The following is a 20,568-nucleotide window of genomic DNA, read 5'->3' on the forward strand; positions in this document are numbered from 1 at the left end:
GTCCTTGCCTGCTTATTGTTGTGGTCGAACCAGTGGTGCGTGGAACGTTACTTGAACTGGTCGACGTTTTCCGGCGTGATCAGGCGATACGGCACCCACACGGCCTGCTCCACCGGCTGTTTCTTGATCATTTTCACCGCCGTGTCGATCGAACCGTCGGCCTGGCCCTTGGCATCCTGGAACACCGAGACCGCCATGTCGCCCTTCTTCACGGCGTTCAAGCCATCCGGCGTGCCGTCGACCCCGGCTATCAGAACGCTGCCCTTCTCCTTGCCGGCGCCCTTGAGCGCCATGGACGCGCCGATGGCCATCTCGTCGTTGTTCGCCACCACGGCGTTGAACTCACGCCCCTGGGTCAGCCAGTCGTTGACCAGGGTCATGCCCTTGTCCCTGGACCAGGTGCCGGTCTGTTCCTGTTCGATCTTGATGTTCGGGTACTTGGCGAGCACTTCCTTGACGCCCTTGGTGCGGTTGGTGGTGGAGTTGTTGGCCAGGTCGCCCAGCAGGATCACGATATCGCCCTTGCCCCCCATTTTGTCCGCCAGGTATTGCATCTGCATCCGGCCGGCTTCCAGGTCGTCCGAGGCAACAGTCACCACGCCCGCCGGCAGTTTCAGGTCATCGGGACGACGGTTGACGTAGACCAGCGGAATACCGGCGGCCACGGCGGACTTGGTGATGCGCTGGGTCGCAGCGGTGTCCACCGGGTTGACGATGATGGCGTCGACTTTCTGGCTGATGAAACTTTCCACCTGGCTCAATTGCTTGACCACATCACTGCGTGCGTCTTCGAACTGCAGGCTGACGCCGTCCGGCATGGACTTGGCTTTCTTGTCCATGGACTCACGCAGGTAAGTCAGCCAGGTGTCGTCGAACTGCGACATGCTGACCCCAATCTTCAGGTCCGCCAGGGCAGCGCCGCTGGCAAGCATCAACGACAGGGCCAACGAGGCGATACGGGTCTTGGTCTTCATGAACGGTCTTTCTCCACATTCTTGTTGGTTTTATGGATAAGGCGTGTCGGAGCTCAGGAACGGGGCAAACGCACGATGGGCGCACCGGGCATGCAACACACCACGGCGCCGTTGCGCTGGATGCACAGGGATTCGAACAGGGGAAGGACTGCGGACAAGCGCAGCAGATGTGACAGATGAAACGCAGAGCGGCTGAAGGTTTTCATCGACGGTACCTGGCTGTGTTTCTTGTTTTTGTTGAGTTCGCCGCTTGTTTAAGAAGCCATTGCACAAGCGGGAACAGGATGTCGGTAACCTGGAAAAGACTTTATTAGAAAATATTTTCCATATCAACAGATTTTAGAATTTTATTCGTTTTTTATTCCATGACCAATGGGCGTGGCTAACACCACCACTTCATGGCGCTCCGCGCTCTGCCGGGCAGCGTCCAGGATTCGGGTGGTCGCCAGTGCATCACAGGGCTGGACTGGCAGCGGGCCAGTTCCCTGCAATGCGGTTTGCAGGCGCTGGTAGAACTCGATCCAGCACCCCCGCTCCGACGTCACCCGCTCACGCTCGGTGCCGTGCTCGAACCAGCCCCAGCGTCGATGTTCTTCGGTCCCCAGCGTTCGCCCTCTGTGGCCGGGCTCAAACCGGCCAGGGCCTGGGCCTCCTGTCCGTCCAGGCCCTCGACGGTATAACAACCCTCGGAACCACTGACCCGGAACCGTGGACGCGGCGCGTTCTGCAGGCAACTGCCACTCAAGTGCGACACCACGCCGTCGGCATGGGTCAGGGACATGAAGAAGCCATTGTCGAAAACCTGGCCTGGCCGCCGGTAGTCCAGTTCGGCGTAGATTCGCACCACTGGCCCGAACAGCTGCAACGCCTGGTCCACCAGATGACTGCCCAGGTCACGCAGGAATCCGCCACCGCTGCCCTTGCCCACCGACGTCGGCGAATAACGCTCGACACTGGACTCGAACCGCAGGACCTGTCCCAGGACACCGGACGCCAACAATTTGCGCACGGTCAGGAAGTCCGAGTCCCAGCGCCGGTTCTGGTACACGCACAGCGGCACGTTGCGTCGCTCGGCGGCCAGCACCATCGCCTCGGCCTGCGCGGCATCAGGGGCGAAAGGTTTGTCGCTGACCACCGCCACGCCCCGCTCGATGGCCTCCATCACCACCGCCGGACGACCGTCCAGAGGCGTGGAAACCACCACCGCGTCGACACCGGCCGCCACCAGTTGCTCCAGCGTGTCGAAAGCCTGGACATCAGGATGTTCGGTCGCCAGTTGCTGGCGGCGCTCGGGAGACCGGGTCACCACACCCACGAACGTCGCCCCCGGCAAACTGCTGATCAGCGGCGCATGAAAGAATCGTCCACCCTTGCCGTAGCCCACCAGTCCGACTCGCATGAAAGCTCCTTGTCCCACAATTTAAATGCGGCCCTGTGGGAGCGAGCCTGCTCGCGATGGCGGCCTGTCAATCACATTGATGTCGCCTGACACACCGCCATCGCGAGCAGGCTCGCTCCCACATTTAAAACAGTGATCAACCGTAGAAACGCGGACGCTCGGGCAACTCCACCTTGACGATCTGCCCACTGCCCTGCGCCTCGATGCAGGCATCCGCCGCCACCGCCGCCGCGAAACCATCCCACGCCGAAGGGCCGCCCACCTGCCCGGCGCGGACGCCGTCGATAAAGGCCTGCAACTCGACGTCATAGGCGGCGATGAAGCGATCCTTCCAGTCCATCAGGATGGCATTGGACAGCTTGGCGCCACTGCGCAGCTGTACCTGGGACGGTTCCGGCAACTTGGCGATGCCGGTCTCCCCCACCACCTCGCATTGGATGTCATAGCCGTACTGACAGTTGACGAACACTTCCACGTCGATGCGCGTGCCCCTGGCGGTTTCCAGCAGGACGATCTGGGGATCGCGCAGGTGGGCCAGGGCCTTGCTGGTCTTGCGGGGGAAGACCACTTGCACCGACACGTAGTCGTCGGCCAGCAGCCAACGCAACACGTCCAACTCATGGATCAAGGTGTCGGTGATCGCCATGTCGGTCTTGTAGTTTTCACCCACGCTGGGGTTACGGTGGGCGCAATGCAGCATCAGGGGTTCGCCGATCTGGCCGCTGTCGATCACCGCCTTGAGCGCCCGATAGCCCTCATCGTACGGGCGCATGAAACCGACCTGCACCAATCGCTTGCCATGGGCCACCTCGGCCTCGACGATCCGGCGGCAGCCTTCTGCCGTGACAGCCAGGGGCTTTTCACAGAACACCGGCTTTCCGGCGGCGATCGCCGCCAGCACGAACTCCTCATGACTCGGCCCCCAGGACGTGACGAGGATCGCCTCGACTTCCGGCGCCTTGATCAATGCATGTCCATCGGGATAGACCTCGGCGGTCAGGTTCAGGTCGGCCACCACTTTCGCCGCCTGGGCCAGGTTGATGTCGGTCACCGCCACCACCTGGCTGTTGAGCAAGGTCTGACTGCAACGACGGATATGGTCCTGGCCGATGGCCCCGGTGCCGATGACGCCCAGCTTCAAAGACATGTAGAACTCCTTATGTAGGGTTGGGGCAAATCAGTACTGACGGGCCTGGGCCAGTCGTTCATTGAGGGCCTTGGCGACGGCGTTGGTCCGGGCGCTGGTGGAGACTTGCGCCACACCGACCCGCCACCAGGACAGGTAGCCGTGGATCATGGTCTTGGGCAGGACCTTGATGTCGATCAGGGTCGAGACCGTTTGCAGCCGTGCGTCCGCCAGGGCCGCGTGCAGTTCGTCGAGGGTCTTCACCTTGTAGGTCTTGCAGCCGTAGGCCGCCGCACTCATAGCGAAATCCACCGGCACGAAACCGCCGTCGAGCTTGCCGGTGTCGGGGTTGCGGAAGCGGAACTCGGTGCCGAAGCTGTCCATCCCGTTCCCCATCTGTAAATTGTTGATGCAGCCGAACGTCATGTTGTCCAGCAGCACCACATTGATCTTGCGCCGCTCCTGAATCGAGGTCGCCAGCTCCGAATGCAGCATCATGTAGGAACCGTCACCCACCAGGGCGTACACCTCTTTATCAGGCTCGGCGAGTTTCACCCCCAGCGCCGCATTCACCTCGTACCCCATGCAGGAATAGCCGTATTCGAGGTGATAGGTATTCACGCCCTTGCTGCGCCAACTGCGCTGCAAGTCCCCGGGCAGGCTGCCGGCGGCGGCGACAATGATCGCGTCATCGGCCAAAGCTTCGTTGAGCGTGCCCAGCACCCGACTCTGGGTCAGGCAGGAGCCGGTGAGTTCGATGAACTCGCGAAACACCGCCGGATCCATGCCGTCATCGATTTCCGGGACGAAACCCTCGGCCTGATAATCGGCCTGGTAGACCCGGTCCACCTCAGCCTCCAGTTGCCCCTTGGCGTCAGCGATCCGCCCGCCCCATTCGGCACGGTAATCCCCCACGGCACTGGACAGCGCCTCCAGCCCCGCACGAGCATCGGCCAGCAATTGCACGCCGTCGAGTTTCAGCGCGTCGCATGGGCTGACATTGAGGTTGAGGAATTGCACATCCGGATGCTGGAACAGCCATTTGGAGCCGGTGGTGAAATCGCTGTAGCGGGTACCGATGCCGATGATCAGGTCCGCTTCCTTGGCCAACAGGTTCGCCGCCAGGCAGCCGGTTTCGCCAACACCGCCGACGTTCAGCGGATGACTGGATATCACTGCGCTCTTGCCGGCCTGGGTCTCGGCAAAAGGAATGCCGAAGCGTTCGGCAAAGGCTTGCAATGCGGCGTTGGCGCCGGCGTACTTCACCCCACCGCCACAGATGATCAGCGGCCGACGCTTGCCCTTGAGCAGGGCCAAGGCATCGCCGAGCATCGCCGCGGTGGCCGGACGGCGGTCGATGCGATGCACACGCTTGGCCAGGAAGTAATCCGGGTAGTCATAGGCTTCGGCTTGCACATCCTGAGGCAGCGCCAGGGTCACCGCGCCGGTTTCAGCCGGATCGGTGAGCACGCGCATGGCGTGGATCGCGGCGCTCATCAATTGCTCGGGACGGTTGATCCGGTCCCAGTATTTGCTCACCGCCTTGAACGCATCGTTGGTGCTGATGCTCAGGTCGTGGAACTGCTCGATCTGTTGCAGCACCGGGTCCGGTTGACGGCTGGCGTAGACATCGCCGGGCAACAGCAGTAGCGGAATGCGATTGGCCGTCGCGGTGGCCGCCGCCGTCAACATGTTCGCCGCGCCGGGACCGACCGATGAGGTACAGGCATAGATCTTGCGGCGCAGGTGCTGCTTGGCGAAACCGATGGCGGCATGGGCCATGCCCTGTTCATTGCGGCCCTGATGGACCACCAGGTCGCCGCTGTCCTGTTCCAGCGCCTGGCCCAGGCCCAGCACATTGCCGTGGCCGAAAATGGTAAAGACTCCGGCGACGAACTTGCTCTGGACGCCGTCGACCTCGACGTACTGGTTATCGAGGAATTTCACCAGGGCCTGGGCCATGGTCAGTCGTGTTGTGGACATGCTTGCACCTTGTCTGGAATGCGATCCCTGTGGGAGCGAGCCTGCTCGCGAAGCGGTATATCAGACAACATCATTGTCGAATGTGAGATCGCTTTCGCGAGCAGGCTCGCACCCACAAGGGGGCTCATCATTTTTGAGAGGCGTGTCAGGCCTGGGAATTCTGCAGATGGCTCATGCTCGCCCCCAACGCCTGGCGGATATCGGCCAGTTCATGGACGCTCTCGGCGAACGGTTCGAAGGACAGGTAACCTTCATAGCCACCGGCCCGCAGCGCCTCGATCTGTGCGGCGTTGCCGAGGATGTCGGCCTTGCCTACCAACACCCGGTGGCCGTCGCGGATCGTCGCCAACGGCGCCTGGGCATCTTCCACGCCGGAGATGTGCACCAGCCCGGTCAGCTCGGGGAAGAACGCCTGCTCACCCGCCAGATGGTGGTGAAAAGTGTCGTGAACCAGGCGAAACACATCCAGCCCGCCGATGGCCTTGATCGCTTCCACCGCCGTCCCCTTGCGGCGCAACGAGCATTCCTCGAACCCCAGGGGCTCGATGAAGCCGTAGATGCCGAAGGCCCGCAGGATCGGCGCCAGTTCGCTGAGCGCCGTACGCAGCCCCGTCGCGCGCTCGGCCTCGCTGCGTGGGTCGGCACGCTCATTGAGCGGGCACATGACCAGGCCCTCGGCGCCACATTCGCGTGCATAGTCGGCCAACCTCACGGCCTGGGCGCGACGCTCTTCGTTCCATACATCGAAGGGATAGAGGGCGTTGATCGACAACACCTTGATGCCCCGCTCCTCGCACAATTCACGCACGCGAGCAGGTGCCATGCCGTTCTCGATCTCGACGCCTTTGAGATCGTTGCGGATCTCGATGGCATCGGTTTTCAGGGCCAGGGCCAGATCGATGAATTCGGGCAACGCCAGGCGCGGAGCGACCATTCGGTTCAAGGCAAAACGCAGGGGCTTATTCATCTTGTTATCCCTCCAGTGTCCATACGAAACGGTTTGGGTGATCGGGCAGCAAACGGTGTTCAGAGATCCAGCAACCAACTGTGCTGTGGGTCGTTATGGAACTGCCAGACCCGCTTCGGACCGGCCATGACATTCAGGTAATACGACTCGTACCCGTAGGGCACGCTGACCGGGTGGTAGCCCTTGGGCACCACCACCAGGTCGCCGTTCTCCACGGCCATGGCCTGGTCGATGCTGCGGTCGTCGGTGTAGACCCGTTGGAACACGAAGCCTTGGGACGGGCTGACCTGGTGATAGTAGGTTTCCTCCAGGAAACTCTGGTGCGGCAGGTCGTCGGTGTCGTGCTTGTGGGGTGGATAGCTCGACGAGTGACCCGACGGCGTGCGCACTTCCACTACCAGTAACGAATGGGCCGGTTCGCTGTCCGGTAGGATGTCGCAGACATACCGGGTGTTCGCCCCTTGCCGCGCACGCTGCGCTTCATGCTATCGGGACGGATCAGCCGTGGGCCGTAGTCGTTGTGGCTAGAGCCCGGCGCGGCACAGACGGCGACCTGAACATCGCTCAGGGCGATCACCTGGGCCTGGCTGCCGGGTGGCAGGTAGGCGGCATAGGGCGATTTATCCTCGAACACTGACTGACGATCGCCGAGGTTGTCCCAGGCGAAGCTGCCCTGCCCCGGCGCTTCGCCCTTGAGGCTGATGCGACCGCTGAGCAGCACCAGGCATAACTCCTTGTCGCCGGCGGCCACCGGCAGGGTCTCGCCGAGGCTCAGGCGGTAGGCCGCGAACCCGACGTATTCCAGCTCACCCTGGGGCAGTTGGACCATGGTCCGGCCACCGGGCTGGTTCTTGATCAACAGACTCATGACGAACTCCTTTCCTGCAGCAAGGCGCGCAAGGTGTCGTAACCCTTTTTGGCGTAGGCATAACTCGGCGCCACGGCCGGATCCTGCTCGGCTTCCACCACCAACCAGCCCTGATAATCGGCGGCCAGCAGGACGTCCAGCAACGCGGCGAAATCAATGTCGCCGTCCCCCGGCACGGTGAAGGTGCCGTTGACGATGCAATCCGGGAAGCTCCAGAGATGGTTGCGCGCCAGTTGCACCACCGGCTTGCGCACATCCTTGAAGTGCACATGACAGATCCGCTCGATGTGCTTGCGCAAGACCTGTAGCGGCTCGCCACCGCCCATATAGCAGTGACCCGAGTCGAACAGCAGGCCGACCTCACTGCCGGTCAGGGCCATCAGTTTGTCGATGTCCGAGGGCGATTCGACGTAGGCCCCCATGTGGTGGTGATACGCCAGGCGCACGCCCTGGGACAAGGTGAAGCGGGCCAGTTCGGTCAGCTTGTCGGCATAGGCCTGCCAGGCGGCGTCGGTGTGGAAACGCGGCCGCTCGATCAGGGGAATGCGCTGGCCCTGGATCGAGTCGGCGACTTCACCATAAACCAGCACCGTTGCGCCGTTTTGCGCCAGCAACTGGACGTGGGCGGCAATCGCGTCGATTTCCTCGGCCGCCGAGCGCCGGGCCAGGCGACTGGAGTACCAACCGGACACCAGTGCCAGGTCGTAGGGACGCAGCACATCGCCAACGCCCTTGGCGTCCTTGGGAAACTTGCCGTTGAGCTCGAACCCCTCGTAGCCGATGGCCTTGCCTTCGCTCAGCGCGGTGCTCAACGGCGTCTCACCGCCCAGGGACGGCAAGTCGTCGTTGCTCCAGGAAATCGGGTTGATGCCAATTCGAATAGCGGGCATGGCTGCACCTTTTATTGTTTTTACATAGCAATTGAAAGCTGCGCAGAACCTTGTGGGAGCGAGCCTGCTCGCGATAGCGGTCTTTCAGACGACTGATGGTCAACAGTTAGTCCGCTATCGCGAGCAGGCTCGCTCCCACATCAGGTTCAGTGTTCACATTATTCAGCTCCGGGCAGCACGCCACGCCTTGATCAACTCCACAAACGTGCCCTGCACCTGCTGGATCAGGGTTTCGTCATCGATGTCCCCCGCCAGCCAGGCCCGGCTCGGCTCTTGGAAAATCGTGCGGCCCACGGCGAATCCTCGGCAGCTGGTGCTCTGGCTGGCCTGGCGAAACCCCTCGGCCAAGGCCGCGGCCGGGGCGTTGAGCCCCAGGAGCACGACCCCGCGGCAATAGGGATCGCGCTGTTGGATCAGTGCGTCGAGCTGCTTCCACTCGTCCGCAGTCTGCGCTTCGATCTTCCACCACGCCGGGTAGATGCCCAGGTTGTAGAGGCGCTTGAGCGCGCGGTACAGCACATCGGGATGCTGCGAGGGATGATCCTTCGGTGGAATGACCTCCAACAGCAATTCATGGCCGCTGACCTGGGAAGCCTTGTAGAGCCCCATCAGTTGCGCCTCCTGCTCCAAACGCAGCAGCGGTTCGTCATCGGGGTGGAACTGCACCAGGCACTTGATGATTTGCTCGCTGGGCCAGGCGATCAGGTTGCTGCCGATGGAACGCCCGTGTTCGAACGCCAGCGGCCGCGAGCCTTGCACTTCCACCGGCCGCGCGACCCACCAACCGCGCCCGGTGGCGGCGTTCAATGAATCCTGGCCAAAGCGTTGATCGGCCAGCAAGCCGACATCGGCCTCGATGCCCTGGCGCTTCAGGTCGGCTTCGACCCGTTCCACCGCCTGGACGAACAGTTGCTTGAGCTTCCCAATGCAACTCAGGTCTCGATCACCCTTTTGCGCCAGTTCCACCAGTTGCCAACGATGGTCAAAGGCAAAGATGAACAGTTGTTTCCAGTTCTTGCGCGGCACGCTGACCTGATGCAACCGTTGCAGCACGACGTCCTGGTCCGGCCGGGTGATCGGTACCGGGCTGTCGAACAGATAGTCGAGTTCAGCCCGGGTCGGCATCGCTGGCGCACAGCCGTGGCGCGACACCACCAGACCACCGCAGGCGTTGGCCAATTGGCAGCAGCGCTCATCGCTGGCGTCCTCCAGCCAGCCGGCGAGGAAACCCGACATAAAGGCATCGCCGGCGCCCAGTACATTCAGGACTTCGACCCGGACTCCCGGATAAATCGCACCGTCCTCGAGCCGAGCCGGGATGGCGCCGTGAATCACCGTGCAACCCTGCGGGCCGAGCTTGACCACCAGGGTGGCCGCCGTCAGCGAACGGACAGTACGCAGCGCCGTCAGCAGATCTTCGCTGCCGCCGGCAATCAGGAACTCTTCTTCGGTGCCGACGATCAGGTCGAAGCGCGGCAGGATGCCTTGCACATGCTGGCTGACTTTCTGGTCGGCGACGAAACGGGTTTCCCCATCGGCCTTGCCCGTCAGGCCCCAGAGCACCGGTCGATAGTCGATGTCCAGTATGCGTTTGACGTTGTGTTTGGCGGCATGATCCAGCGCCTGGAGGCTGGCGTTGTAGACGCTTTCGGAGGAGAAATGAGTGCCGGTGATCAGGAGGGCCTTGCTCGAAGCGATGAAGGCCTCGTCAATGTCTTCGGCGCGCAGCGCCATGTCGGCGCAGTTTTCCCGGTAGAACACCAGGGGAAAGGTTTCCCGATCCTTGATACCCAGCAGCACCAGGGCGGTCAGGCGCTCAGGGTCAACCTTGATGCCGCTGACATCGCAGCCCTCGCGGGCCAGGGATTCCACCAGGAAACGGCCCATGTGGTCATCCCCCACCCGGCTCAACATCGCCGACCTGAGCCCAAGTCGAGCGGTGCCGAAAGCGATGTTGGCGGACGAGCCACCCAGGTATTTGGCGAAGCTCGACACATCTTCCAGCCGCGCCCCGACTTGCTGCGCGTACAGGTCAACGCCCAGGCGTCCCAGGCAGATCACATCCAATTGACGCCCACTGGCAAAACGAGTCTGGCCCATGCTGGCTCCTGTTATTTTTATCAGCCTGCGTTCGCTGCCGGACCGGCGCCAACGCTCTTGGTGGATGCAGACTAAAACGAGCAAGGGCCAATAATCAATAATTTTTCTATAAAAATTTTATGTGGAATATTTTTTCCAATAAACTTCCAATCAGCTGTATCAGACGCAGTGCATCGTTTCAGTCATGGATTGCGACGTTACCCATCATGATTTTCCCTGCGCCTACGCTGTAGACTGCGAACAGCCAACTTATTGTCGAGGGCCGGTCTTTCAGCGAACGGCCCTATAAGAACAAGCCAGAAGGATTATCTATGACCCGCCCCGATCTGCCGGCGCCATCCGAGAGCGCGTCCGAGGCCGCCCTCGCCAGCCCACCGATCAATGCCGAGCGTCTGTTGCAACTGATCACCGATGAATATGAAAGCCTGCCGCGCCAGCTCAAACGCATTGCCAGCTACATGAGCCAGCAAAGCGACCGGATCATGGTGGATCGCATCAGCGACATCGCCCGCGAGTGCGAAGTGCACCCGTCGGCCATCGTGCGCTTCTCCCAACGGTTCGGCTTCAGCGGGTTCAGCGAAATGCAGGCATTGTTTCGCGAGGCCTACACCCACAAGACCACACCGGTACAGAACTACCAGCAGCGTATTCGCAGCATGATCGCCAACAAGTCGCAGAAAGCCAGCGGCGGCGACCTGGCACGCGAATGCATCAACGCCACGCTGTCGGGCATCGAGCGACTGGGGCTGGAGCTGGACGACCAGGCGTTCGACAAGGCTGTCGACCTGGTGGTCAATGCCGACAACATCTATGTGGTGGGTGTGCGGCGCTCCTTCGCGGTGGCCGATTACCTGGTCTATAACCTTCAGCACACCAACAAGCGTATCCATCTGGTTTCCGGCCTGGGGGGCAGTTATCGCGAGCAGATGCGCAGTGTGCGGGCCAATGACCTGGTGATCGCCATCAGCTTCACGCCCTATGGCAAGGAAACCCAGCACTGCTTGCGCATCGCCCAGCATCACCAGGCCAAGACGCTGATCATCACCGACAGCAACCTGTCGCCCCTGGCGAAACGGGCCAACACCGTGCTGCTGGTGAACGAAGGCAGCTCCTTCGCCTTCCGCTCGCTGAGTGCCACCTTGTGCCTGTGCCAGGCGTTGTTCATTGCCGTGGCCTATCGGCTGGAACTCAAGGTCGATGAGATTCATGAACAGGTCGGGTTCGAGGATTGACGCTCGACCTACAACCCATCCCTGTGGGAGCAAAGCTCGCTCGCGATAGTGGCAGACCAGTCAATATTGTTGCCGACTGACTTACCGCAATCGCGAGCAAGCTTTGCTCCCACAGGGTGGAGGCTTCACTGACTTGCATTCGAGCATAGGCTCGATGCCTCAGGCCAACTCCATATCCTTCGGCTCAGCCACCCTCGGCATCACCTCGAAGCGGTCCGCCAGGAACGGCGTGATATCCAACGGCAGCGGCTCGTTGTTTACCAACCTGTCCAGCAAGACGCCGGTGATGGCCGAGGTCAGGATGCCCGTGCGGAAATGTCCGCAGGCATTGAGGTAGCCTTCCACGCCTCGCATCGGCCCCAGGATCGGCAATTCATCGGGAGAGCCCGGGCGCAGGCCAGCCCAAGTCCGCTTGAGGTTGATGTCGGCCAGTTGCGGGATGCACCGCATCGCCCCCTGCACCAGCCCCTCGATCTCTGGGTAGGTGGTGGTCACATCGAAGCCCTTGTCTTCCGTGGTGCTACCGATAAGGATTTCGCCGTTGTCTTTCTGCGCCACGTAGCAGTCGCTGGTGGTCAGGCACCCATTGAGAAGCTTCGGCATACGCTCGGTCAGCAGGATCTGCCCCTTGACCGGCTTGACCGGAATCCGCACGCCGGTGGCCTGCTCGCTCAGGTCCGCCGCCCAGGCACCGGTGGCATTGATCAGGGTCCGGCAGTTGAAGGTGCCGGCCTCGGCGGTGTTTACCCCGTCACCCGCGTCCCGCTACGCAACACCTCGGTAACGTGGGTATTGAAGTACAGGTCGACACCATTCTGCCGGGCACCTTCGGTGTAGGCGTCGGCCAGCCGGAACGGGCTGACCTGGTGGTCGCACAGGAATTCCAGGGCGCCCCGGGCTTCATGGCTGACGCTGGGCTCGGCCTCGCGCAGGGCGGCCTGGTCAAGCCAGCGCACCTGATCGGCCAGTGGGGAATGCAGGCGACGATGTGCTCGGCATACAAGCGATCCTCATCGTCGTAGATCACGAACTTGAGCCGGTTTCCTCGAATTTGATATCCATGCCATGGTTGTCCAGCAGCTCCCGGTGCAGTTGGGGGTACATCGCATTGGACTGCAAGGCAAAGTCGAAGAACGACTGCGGCAGGATATGCGGCGTGCTGGCATCCACCGCCACAGCCGCTCCCTGGGTCTGGCGCTTGCGGTTGGCCGACATCATGCGAAAGAAGATCACCCCGCACCCCAGCCCCACCGACTCGCCAATGGCCCACAGCCCGCCGGCCGAAGCGCGGGTCGCGTTGCCGGGGCGCTTGGCATCGATCAGGGCGACCCTCAGGTGCTTGCGCTTGGACAGTTGGTAGGCACAGGAAGCGCCGATCACGCCGCCACCGGCGATGACCACATCGTAGTCCCGGGTCTCTAAATGCTTAGTCATGCCGAGCGACCTCCATGCCAACATTACGGAAAGCTGAAAACGGTATCGGATCGATCGGAAAGCGTGGTCGCAGCCAGCCAACATCGGCACGCCCGGTGGCTTCGCGCAGGCGGTCGCTGCAGTACCCGACGCACATCCGTCCCTGGCAATCGCCCATGCTCACGCGGGTGCGCATCTTCAGGCTGGCCATGTCCTGCACACCCTGCTCCAGGGCCCGGTCGATGTCGGCGCGGGTGGCGTGTTCACAGCGGCAGATCACCGTATCGGCCGCCGGCAGGGCGGTTTGTCCGGCACCGCGTCGGGTGTAGCGATCCACGGCGGCACGGAAACGGATGATCCGATCCAACTGTGCCTGATACTGTTTGCGGCGCTCGAGGGCGACATGGGGCTCCAGCACATTGCATTGCATCAGCACCGACAGCGCGGCAATACGCCCGCTGAGCATGGCCGCTTCACCGCCGCGAATCCCGCCCATGTCACCGGCAAGGTGGATGTGCGCCTCGCTGCTTTGCTGCCAGGCATCGGCCACCGCCCGCAGGTAGCCATCGTCGCTGAAACCATGCTCAAGGCCCATCTGCTGGCTCAACTGGGTGCGCGGTATGAAGCCGTAGCCGACCGCCAACGTCTGGGCCGGCACTTGTTCGGCGCGTGCGAGGTCGGGCTCCCAATCGCTGGAATACGGCGCGACGGTGACCATGTTCAATTCATCCTCCCCGTGGGCCTGCACCACGCCCCAACCATAGCGCACGGGTATGCGATAACGCTTGAGATAGGCCAGCATGCTCAGGCCGTCGAGAAAAAGCTGCGGCTTGTTCAGTAACGCCAGGCTTTCCTTGGCGATCCGGCCGAATGCGCAGGCTTCATAGACACCAGCCACGGCCACGCCTGCGGCATGCAGCTGACACGCCACCAGCGGCAGCAACGGACCGGTACCGGCGATCACCACCGGGCTCGGAGGCTTGACCACCCCGCTCTTGATCTGCAGTTGCAGGCCACCCAACAGCATCACCCCGGCAAGGTCCAGCCGGGGAACGGCACGCTGCGCTCATGGCAACCGGCCGCCAGGACCAGATGGGAATAGGCAACCTCGCGCACGCGTTCATCGGCATCGAGCAGCATCAGCGCCCGCAACCCTTCGGCGCCGATGACGCGGTTGTTGAGCCGGACGTCGATCAGTCCGGCGTGCTGGTCAAACTCACCATGGAGTTTCTCCAGGGCTTCGCTGTAGCGCGGTCCCAGGTAGTCCAGGCTGACGCCGTCGCGCAATGGCCCCCGATACACCACGCCGCCCAGGCGCGGCGCCTCTTCAAGCAAGGTGCAGCGCAGCCCATGGCCGCCAGTTCGATGGCCGCCGCCATGCCCGCCGGCCCACCGCCGACAATCACCGGATCGAGGTTCATGGCGCCTCCGTTTCGACGATACGGTTGGTCCGGGTTTCGATCTGCATGCCGGGGCGCACCTGGGTCTGGCAGGCCCGGCGCTTGTGCCGGCCGTCGATCCTGACCAGACAGCATTGGCAGACGCCCATGCCGCAGTAGGCGCCGCTGATCTGGCCATGATCGTTGCGGGCCACCTGGCGCTGGCCCTGGGACTGGATGACGGTCAGGACGGTTTCACCCCGGGCGGCATTGACGATCCGCCCGTCCAGGTGCACCGTCATGTCAGGCCGGGTCAATGGCTGGATATCGAATTTTTGGCGTAGAAGGTCTTGAGGCTGCATGATGCGGCTCTTCCTTGATGCTTTTATTGAAGACCGGTGAGGTCTCGGCTCCTTGCAGCACACCATCACCGGTTAGCGTCGTTACCCGACGGCGACAGCGCGCCAAGGCAGGGTAACGGACGCAACATAATGGTGCGCACTCAATTCATGTTAGGGATTATTTGTGACCAAGTGTTGATCCAGGCCAGTGAAACCGCTTGGCCGTCCATGAACTTTTTTTCAGAAAGCCGACAGGTTTTCTTTGGCAGAATGCCGCGCAATGGCATCAATTTCTCAACTCGGTACCGCCCATGAACCGCATTCTGACCATCGAAGACGACGCCGTGACCGCCCGTGAAATCGTCGCCGAGCTGACCCGTAACGGCCTGAACGTCGACTGGGTCGACAACGGTCGCGAAGGCCTGGAGCGAGCGGTGAGCGGGGACTACGACCTGATTACCCTCGACCGCATGCTGCCCGAGCTCGACGGCCTGGTGATTGTCACGACCCTGCGCACCATGGGCGTGGCGACACCGATCCTGATGATCAGCGCCCTTTCCGATGTGGACGAGCGTGTCCGTGGCCTGCGGGCCGGCGGCGACGATTACCTGACCAAACCGTTCGCCACCGATGAAATGGCCGCCCGCGTCGAAGTGTTGCTACGACGCAACAATGGCACCCGGGAGCCGGAAACCATCCTGCGCGTGGCCGATCTGGAACTGGATCTGATCAGCCGTGAGGCCAGCCGCAACGGGCAACTGCTCAGCCTGCTGCCCACCGAATACAAACTGCTTGAGTTCCTGATGCGCAACAGCGGGCAGATTCTTTCGCGCATGATGATTTTCGAGGAAGTCTGGGGCTATCACTTCGACCCGGGCACCAACCTGATCGACGTCCATATCGGTCGCCTGCGCAAGAAAATCGATCCGCCGGGCCTGGAACCGCTGATTCGCACCGTGCGGGGTTCGGGCTATGTCATTGCTGAACCCTGCTAAGGGCTGGCGCTCTTCCAGCAGCCGCCTGCTGGCGCTGTACAGCGCGCTGTTCGTGCTGTGGAGCGCCATCCTGATGGGGGTGATGTACTACGAGGTTTTCGGCTACCTCGACAGCCTGGCCAAACATTCCCTGATGCAGCGCCAGCATCTGTTCGCCCGCATCCACGGCGATCAACTGGAAGACGCGCTCATGGCCAGCCTGACCCTGGACGACCGCGGTGTCGACGCCTACGGCCTGTTCGACGCCCAACTGCGACACCTGAGCGGGCCGATCCTGCGGGTCCCCGCCGACCTGCCGCTGGACGGCAAGATCCACATACTCAGCGATTGTGTCGACTACGACGACCCGAGCGTACCCTCCGACAGTTGCGATGCCGTGGCGAGCCGGACCCAGGACGGGCGCTGGCTGGTGCTGGCGCGGGACAACGGCTCGCTCTTCGCGGTGACCCGCATCATCCTCCATGCGTTGTTATGGGGTGTGTCGCTGACCATTCTGCCGGGGATCGCCGGTTGGCATCTTTTGCGCCGCCGACCGCTGCAGCGCATCCGCAAACTGCAGGCCAGTGCCGAGGCCATCGTCGCCGGCGACCTGACTCATCGCCTGCCGCTGTCGAGTCGGCGGGATGAACTGGACATGCTGGCGGCAATCGTCAATGCCATGCTCGATCGCATCGAACGCCTGATGAACGAGGTCAAGGGCGTATGCGACAACATCGCCCACGATCTGCGCACGCCGCTGACCCGTTTGCGCGCCCAGCTTTATCGTATCCAGCAGCAAGCCGCGGATGGATCACCCGAGGCCTTGCAGATGGATCAGGTGATCGCCGAGACCGATACCCTGATGGCACGGTTCCGAGGCTTGCTGAGGATCTCCGAGCTGGAAGACCAGCAGCGCCGCTCGGGTTTCGTGCGCGTCGACCCGCTGCAGTTGCTACAGGAGCTGCACGACTTCTATCTGCCCCTGGCCGAGGAAGGCGAGTTGACCTTCAGCCTCGAAGTACCCGAGACCTTGCCTTTGCTCAACGGCGACCGGGCGTTGCTGTTCGAAGCAGTGTCGAACCTGTTGAGCAACTCCATCAAGTTCACCCCGGCGGGAGGCAAAGTGACTCTGCGCGGTATCGACCAGGGCGACAGCACCCGCATCGAGGTGCTCGACTCCGGCCCCGGCATTCCGGAGCCAGAGCGCAAGGCCGTGTTCCGCCGCTTCTATCGTGCCGAAGGCAGCAGCCACCATGGCGGGTTTGGCCTGGGGCTGTCGATCGTCGCGGCGATTGTCAATTTGCACGGCTTCACACTGGAGGTGGGCAACAGCGAACACGGCGGCGCGCGGCTGGCGCTCGATTGCCGGGCGACGCTGTTGTAAAGATCGAGCCCAGTCTATTTGTGGCGAGGGGATTTAGCGAAACGTCGCACCGCCCCGCTGGGGTGCGAAGCAGCCCCAAAATAGTCACGTGATCGACGAACTTAGGGGGGCCGCTCCGCGACCCAGCGGGGATAAATCCCCTCGCCACAGAAGACTGCATTCAGTTGATTATCTACACGGGATCGTTGCGATGCCCTGGGGTGTTCTGCAGTTCATACCGCAATTCGTCGATCAGCTTCGCCAGGCTTTCTTCCGAGCGAACGCTGTCGAGGTTCAAGCCGCTCACCACCAGGTCCACCTCTCCGCTTCCGCGGTGATAAAGACGGACAGTCAAAGTACCATCACCGTTGAGGTTGCAGTCGCAGGACAGCGGCGAGAAACTTTCTTCGAGTCGGGCGCGCAGGGGGGCCAATTGGGTCATGGTCTGCCCCCTCAAAACAAGACACACAAAGGAGCGGCAAACAACGCCGAGCCCCGGGTTTCAGCAGACGTCCTGTCAATGACTCGTTGGCTTTGATCACTACACATTGTGGCGTATTCCTTGACTGTTTCGTGGGGACGCGGCACTGCTCTGACACTGCCGCACCCTCACATCCTAAGCAGCCACCTGCCCGTCAGAAACCCGAATTTGCACTAACCCATCCGGTGCATTTGCACTGGCTATCATGGTGCCTTCATGTTCCAGTCATTCCCGAACAGACCTCGCTCCCGAGCCCAGACAATGGCCTCGCTACGGCTGTGAACATCCAGTTTCGAGTACAGGGTGGCGACGTGATTTCGCACGGTGTTGGGCGCAAGTTTCAAACGTGCGGCAATCTCCTTGTCTGCCAGGCCCTGGCAAATGAGCCCCAGCACATCCCGTTCCCGGGCAGTCAACTCGGTATAGGAAGTGCTGGGCAATTGCGTGTTGATGCTCTTTACGTTGGCCAGCTTCTCGATCAATGTACGGCTGAACCAGGAAGCGTCCTTCATCACCTCCTCGATCGCCGCCACCAGCTCCAGTTGCGAGCGCTTGCGTTCGGTGATGTTCACCAGGACCAGCAGATAACAAGGCTGGTCCTGAATGACCACGGTGTCGGCCGCCACCTCGCAGTCGATCAGCTCGCCGCCCTTCTTGCGTACCTTGACGTCGACATTGGACACCGTCGTGGTCTTCTCCAGACGGGCAAACAGCGTGGCACTGGCGTCCTTGTCGAGAAAGCCGATTTCCGCCACGGTCTTGCCAAAGAGTTCTTCACTGGCGTAGCCGGTGGTCTCGAGAAAGGCGTCGTTGATTTCCAGCAACAGCTGTTCGGCGCTGCACACCAAGGTGGGCACCGGGGACAGGCGAAACGACTTGGCGAAGCGCTCCTCGCTCTGGCGCAGGGCCGTTTCGGCCTTGCGTCGCGGCTCCATGTCCATGAAGGAAAACAGCATGCAATCTTCGTCGTGCAGGTCCAGTGGCTGGCCGGCGACGATGACTTGCTTGCTCGTGCCTTCCGGCAACTTCAGCTCGGCCTGCATCTGCGGAATGGTTGCGCCCTGCCCCAGGCGCTCGATGGCCAGCTCACGTCGCTCGGCGGCCTCCAGCACGTCCAGCTCGTAGACCGAACGGCCGATCACCTGCTCGCGGCTGTAGCCGGTCATCTCCAGAAAACCCTGGTTGACCTTGATGTAGCGCAGGTCGCTGAGGCGACAGATCACCGCCGGCGCCGGATTGGCGCCGAAGGTTTTCTCGAACCGCTGTTCGGCGCTGGCCCACTCCGTGGCGTCGCTGAGAATCAGCACCAGTAACTCCGGTGCGTCGTTGCGATCGGTCAGTACCATGCTGCGGATGCGATGGACCCAGGTGCGGTCCGGATCGTCCACCGGTGTGACTTCCACCAACACATCGCTGAACTCCTCGCCACGGGCGACCCGGGCGATGGGGTAGTTGTCCGCGGTCAAGGGATGGTTGTTGCGATAACGCAAATTGAAGCGCTGGGCATACTCCCGGGCATTGGCACCCAGTTCCCCGAGGTTCTTGACCCCGTGCATGTTCAGCACGGCTTCGTTGGCCCAGGCGATGGTCTGGTCGACCTCTATCAACATCACCCCGTCCGACAGTCCGGCGATGATTTGCAGCAATTGACGACGATTGGTCTCCGTGGTGGGGACGTCCTGGCTCATTGGGTCTCCATAGGTCAGAAGCGCATGGAGGTTACGACCGTCCGTGGTCGTCGTGCGTTCCCTTGCGAGTACTGGTGAAGCCGCCGATTCCCCCGTTCAAGCCGCCATGCGCCCTTCGGCGATGGCCTGGGAGGCGGCGAGCATCGCCCGCAGCAACACCGCGCAGCCGGCAGCGAGATCGTCGGGGGCGGCGTTCTCGATTTCGTTGTGGCTGATCCCGCCCTCGCAGGGCACGAAGATCATCCCGGCCGGGCCCAGCTCGGCCAGGAAAATCGCGTCATGGCCGGCGCCGCTGACGATGTCCATATGGGACAGGCCCAGCCCCTGGGCAGCCCCGCGTACGGCTTCGACACAGCCCGAATCGAAATACAGCGGCGGGAAGTCGGCGGTGGGGGTCAACTCATACGTCAGGCCGTGTTGCCGGCAGGTGTCGTCGATCACTTGCTTGACCTCGGCGATCATCGAATCCAGCCGCGCCGGTTCCAGATGACGGAAATCCAGGGTCATGCGCACTTCCCCCGGAATGACGTTGCGCGAGCCCGGATAGGCTTGCAGGCAACCGACGGTGCCGCAAGCATGGGGCTGATGGCCAAGGGCGGCACGGTTGACGGCGCCGACAATGATCGAGGCGCCAACCAGGGCGTCCTTGCGCAGGTGCATCGGGGTCGGACCGGCATGGGCCTCGACACCTCGCAGCGAGAGGTCGAACCACTTCTGCCCCAGTGCGCCCATGACGATGCCGATGGTCTTGTGTTCGTCTTCCAGGATCGGGCCCTGTTCGATGTGCGCCTCGAAATAGGCGCCCACCGGATGACCGGTGACCTGGCGAGGACCGGCATAGCCGATGGCATTCAGCGCTTGCCCCACGGTGATGCCTTCGGCGTCGACCTTGGCCAGGGTTTCTTCGAGGGTGAATTTCTCCGCGAACACCCCGGACCCCATCATGCACGGGGCGAAGCGCGAGCCTTCTTCGTTGGTCCACACCACCACTTCCAGCGGCGCTTCGGTTTCGATGTTCAGGTCATTGAGGGTGCGCAACACTTCCAGACCGGACAATACGCCGAAGCAACCATCGAACTTGCCGCCGGTGGGCTGGGTGTCGATGTGACTGCCGGTCATTACCGGTGGCAGGATCGGATTGCGCCCCGGACGACGGGCGAAAATATTGCCCACCGCATCGATGCTGACGGTGCAGCCAGCCGCCTCGGCCCACTGCACGAACAGGTCCCGGGCCTGGCGGTCCAGGTCGGTCAGGGCCAGCCGGCATACACCGCCCTTGACCGTGGCGCCCAATTGGGCCAGATCCATGAGCGACCGCCAGAGGCGATCGCGGTTGATGTGTTGATGGGTGGATTGCAGGACGTCGATGGCGGCGTTCATGGAGATCTCC

Annotated in this window: 14 protein-coding genes and 4 pseudogenes; 3 read left to right on the top strand and 15 right to left on the bottom strand. The window is 62.2% G+C overall.

The window, feature by feature from the left end:
- Window positions 1-47: 47 nt before the first annotated feature.
- The 9 genes and pseudogenes from PCOSP_RS17905 to PCOSP_RS17945 form a co-directional block, all read right to left on the bottom strand.
- A complete protein-coding gene (locus tag PCOSP_RS17905; RefSeq protein ID WP_139648320.1) occupies window positions 48-974 on the bottom strand; it encodes a sugar ABC transporter substrate-binding protein in 927 nt (308 codons plus the stop codon).
- A gap of 53 nt (window positions 975-1,027) precedes the next feature.
- Window positions 1,028-1,180 (bottom strand): hypothetical protein, encoded by a 153-nt coding sequence (locus tag PCOSP_RS17910; RefSeq protein WP_162843601.1) that lies wholly within the window; start codon window positions 1,178-1,180, stop codon window positions 1,028-1,030.
- Between the two features lie 141 nt (window positions 1,181-1,321).
- Window positions 1,322-2,373 (bottom strand): annotated as a pseudogene (locus PCOSP_RS17915) (Gfo/Idh/MocA family protein).
- Between the two features lie 136 nt (window positions 2,374-2,509).
- Window positions 2,510-3,520, bottom strand: coding sequence for a bifunctional inositol 2-dehydrogenase/D-chiro-inositol 1-dehydrogenase (gene iolG, locus PCOSP_RS17920; RefSeq protein WP_175385677.1), 1,011 nt, complete (start codon window positions 3,518-3,520; stop codon window positions 2,510-2,512).
- A gap of 30 nt (window positions 3,521-3,550) precedes the next feature.
- Window positions 3,551-5,482, bottom strand: a complete 1,932-nt coding sequence (gene iolD / locus PCOSP_RS17925) for a 3D-(3,5/4)-trihydroxycyclohexane-1,2-dione acylhydrolase (decyclizing) (protein WP_464709196.1) — start codon at window positions 5,480-5,482, stop codon at window positions 3,551-3,553.
- A gap of 145 nt (window positions 5,483-5,627) precedes the next feature.
- Window positions 5,628-6,449, bottom strand: coding sequence for a TIM barrel protein (locus tag PCOSP_RS17930; protein ID WP_139648312.1), 822 nt, complete (start codon window positions 6,447-6,449; stop codon window positions 5,628-5,630).
- A gap of 59 nt (window positions 6,450-6,508) precedes the next feature.
- Window positions 6,509-7,317 (bottom strand): annotated as a pseudogene (gene iolB / locus PCOSP_RS17935) (5-deoxy-glucuronate isomerase).
- Window positions 7,314-8,207, bottom strand: a complete 894-nt coding sequence (iolE, locus tag PCOSP_RS17940) for a myo-inosose-2 dehydratase (RefSeq protein WP_139648308.1) — start codon at window positions 8,205-8,207, stop codon at window positions 7,314-7,316. Before iolE ends, iolB begins: the two are co-directional and overlap by 4 nt.
- A 162-nt stretch (window positions 8,208-8,369) precedes the next feature.
- A complete protein-coding gene (locus PCOSP_RS17945) occupies window positions 8,370-10,307 on the bottom strand; it encodes a bifunctional 5-dehydro-2-deoxygluconokinase/5-dehydro-2-deoxyphosphogluconate aldolase (RefSeq protein WP_464709197.1) in 1,938 nt (645 codons plus the stop codon).
- Window positions 10,308-10,618: 311 nt separating this feature from the next.
- Between PCOSP_RS17945 and PCOSP_RS17950 the strand changes: the two genes are divergently transcribed.
- A complete protein-coding gene (locus tag PCOSP_RS17950; RefSeq protein ID WP_041022148.1) occupies window positions 10,619-11,539 on the top strand; it encodes a MurR/RpiR family transcriptional regulator in 921 nt (306 codons plus the stop codon).
- 159 nt (window positions 11,540-11,698) lie between these two features.
- On the opposite strand, the pseudogene hcnC reads toward PCOSP_RS17950, so the two are convergent.
- From hcnC to hcnA, 3 genes and pseudogenes are all read right to left on the bottom strand, one after another.
- Window positions 11,699-12,973: pseudogene (gene hcnC / locus PCOSP_RS17955) on the bottom strand (cyanide-forming glycine dehydrogenase subunit HcnC).
- Window positions 12,966-14,373 (bottom strand): annotated as a pseudogene (gene hcnB / locus PCOSP_RS17960) (cyanide-forming glycine dehydrogenase subunit HcnB). Before hcnB ends, hcnC begins: the two co-directional pseudogenes overlap by 8 nt.
- The gene (gene hcnA / locus PCOSP_RS17965) at window positions 14,370-14,693 is read right to left on the bottom strand and encodes a cyanide-forming glycine dehydrogenase subunit HcnA (protein WP_041022151.1); all 324 of its coding nucleotides are present in this window, start codon (window positions 14,691-14,693) and stop codon (window positions 14,370-14,372) included. The pseudogene hcnB and the gene hcnA overlap by 4 nt, the downstream one beginning before the upstream one ends.
- Before the next feature lie 290 nt (window positions 14,694-14,983).
- Here hcnA and PCOSP_RS17970 point away from each other — a divergent pair, with 290 nt between their 5' ends.
- Together PCOSP_RS17970 and PCOSP_RS17975 are read left to right on the top strand one after the other, a co-directional pair.
- Window positions 14,984-15,667, top strand: coding sequence for a response regulator transcription factor (locus PCOSP_RS17970; protein ID WP_139648297.1), 684 nt, complete (start codon window positions 14,984-14,986; stop codon window positions 15,665-15,667).
- The gene (locus PCOSP_RS17975) at window positions 15,645-17,030 is read left to right on the top strand and encodes a sensor histidine kinase (RefSeq protein ID WP_139648295.1); all 1,386 of its coding nucleotides are present in this window, start codon (window positions 15,645-15,647) and stop codon (window positions 17,028-17,030) included. The genes PCOSP_RS17970 and PCOSP_RS17975 overlap by 23 nt, the downstream gene beginning before the upstream one ends.
- Window positions 17,031-17,202: 172 nt before the next feature.
- Here PCOSP_RS17975 and PCOSP_RS17980 read toward each other — a convergent pair whose 3' ends face one another.
- The 3 genes from PCOSP_RS17980 to PCOSP_RS17990 all read right to left on the bottom strand — a co-directional run bounded on the left by PCOSP_RS17980 (window position 17,203) and on the right by PCOSP_RS17990 (window position 20,558).
- Complete coding sequence (locus PCOSP_RS17980) at window positions 17,203-17,451, bottom strand: DUF1652 domain-containing protein (RefSeq protein ID WP_139648293.1); 249 nt, start codon at window positions 17,449-17,451, stop codon at window positions 17,203-17,205.
- Window positions 17,452-17,693: 242 nt separating this feature from the next.
- Complete coding sequence (locus PCOSP_RS17985) at window positions 17,694-19,178, bottom strand: helix-turn-helix transcriptional regulator (RefSeq protein ID WP_139648291.1); 1,485 nt, start codon at window positions 19,176-19,178, stop codon at window positions 17,694-17,696.
- Between the two features lie 96 nt (window positions 19,179-19,274).
- Entirely contained in the window at window positions 19,275-20,558 is a 1,284-nt protein-coding gene (locus PCOSP_RS17990; protein WP_175364186.1) for a Zn-dependent hydrolase, read from the bottom strand.
- Between the last annotated feature and the right edge of the window lie 10 nt (window positions 20,559-20,568).

Source organism: Pseudomonas sp. MAFF 730105, from assembly GCF_055380705.1.

What these genes read in the sequence shown, in the direction of transcription:
- PCOSP_RS17905 (WP_139648320.1), bottom strand. Translation starts at nt 974, where the DNA reads ATGAAGACCAAGACCCGTATCGCCTCGTTGGCCCTGTCGTTGATGCTT.
- PCOSP_RS17910 (WP_162843601.1), bottom strand. Translation starts at nt 1,180, where the DNA reads ATGAAAACCTTCAGCCGCTCTGCGTTTCATCTGTCACATCTGCTGCGC.
- iolG (WP_175385677.1), bottom strand. Translation starts at nt 3,520, where the DNA reads ATGTCTTTGAAGCTGGGCGTCATCGGCACCGGGGCCATCGGCCAGGAC.
- iolD (WP_464709196.1), bottom strand. Translation starts at nt 5,482, where the DNA reads ATGTCCACAACACGACTGACCATGGCCCAGGCCCTGGTGAAATTCCTC.
- PCOSP_RS17930 (WP_139648312.1), bottom strand. Translation starts at nt 6,449, where the DNA reads ATGAATAAGCCCCTGCGTTTTGCCTTGAACCGAATGGTCGCTCCGCGC.
- iolE (WP_139648308.1), bottom strand. Translation starts at nt 8,207, where the DNA reads ATGCCCGCTATTCGAATTGGCATCAACCCGATTTCCTGGAGCAACGAC.
- PCOSP_RS17945 (WP_464709197.1), bottom strand. Translation starts at nt 10,307, where the DNA reads ATGGGCCAGACTCGTTTTGCCAGTGGGCGTCAATTGGATGTGATCTGC.
- PCOSP_RS17950 (WP_041022148.1), top strand. Translation starts at nt 10,619, where the DNA reads ATGACCCGCCCCGATCTGCCGGCGCCATCCGAGAGCGCGTCCGAGGCC.
- hcnA (WP_041022151.1), bottom strand. Translation starts at nt 14,693, where the DNA reads ATGCAGCCTCAAGACCTTCTACGCCAAAAATTCGATATCCAGCCATTG.
- PCOSP_RS17970 (WP_139648297.1), top strand. Translation starts at nt 14,984, where the DNA reads ATGAACCGCATTCTGACCATCGAAGACGACGCCGTGACCGCCCGTGAA.
- PCOSP_RS17975 (WP_139648295.1), top strand. Translation starts at nt 15,645, where the DNA reads ATGTCATTGCTGAACCCTGCTAAGGGCTGGCGCTCTTCCAGCAGCCGC.
- PCOSP_RS17980 (WP_139648293.1), bottom strand. Translation starts at nt 17,451, where the DNA reads ATGACCCAATTGGCCCCCCTGCGCGCCCGACTCGAAGAAAGTTTCTCG.
- PCOSP_RS17985 (WP_139648291.1), bottom strand. Translation starts at nt 19,178, where the DNA reads ATGAGCCAGGACGTCCCCACCACGGAGACCAATCGTCGTCAATTGCTG.
- PCOSP_RS17990 (WP_175364186.1), bottom strand. Translation starts at nt 20,558, where the DNA reads ATGAACGCCGCCATCGACGTCCTGCAATCCACCCATCAACACATCAAC.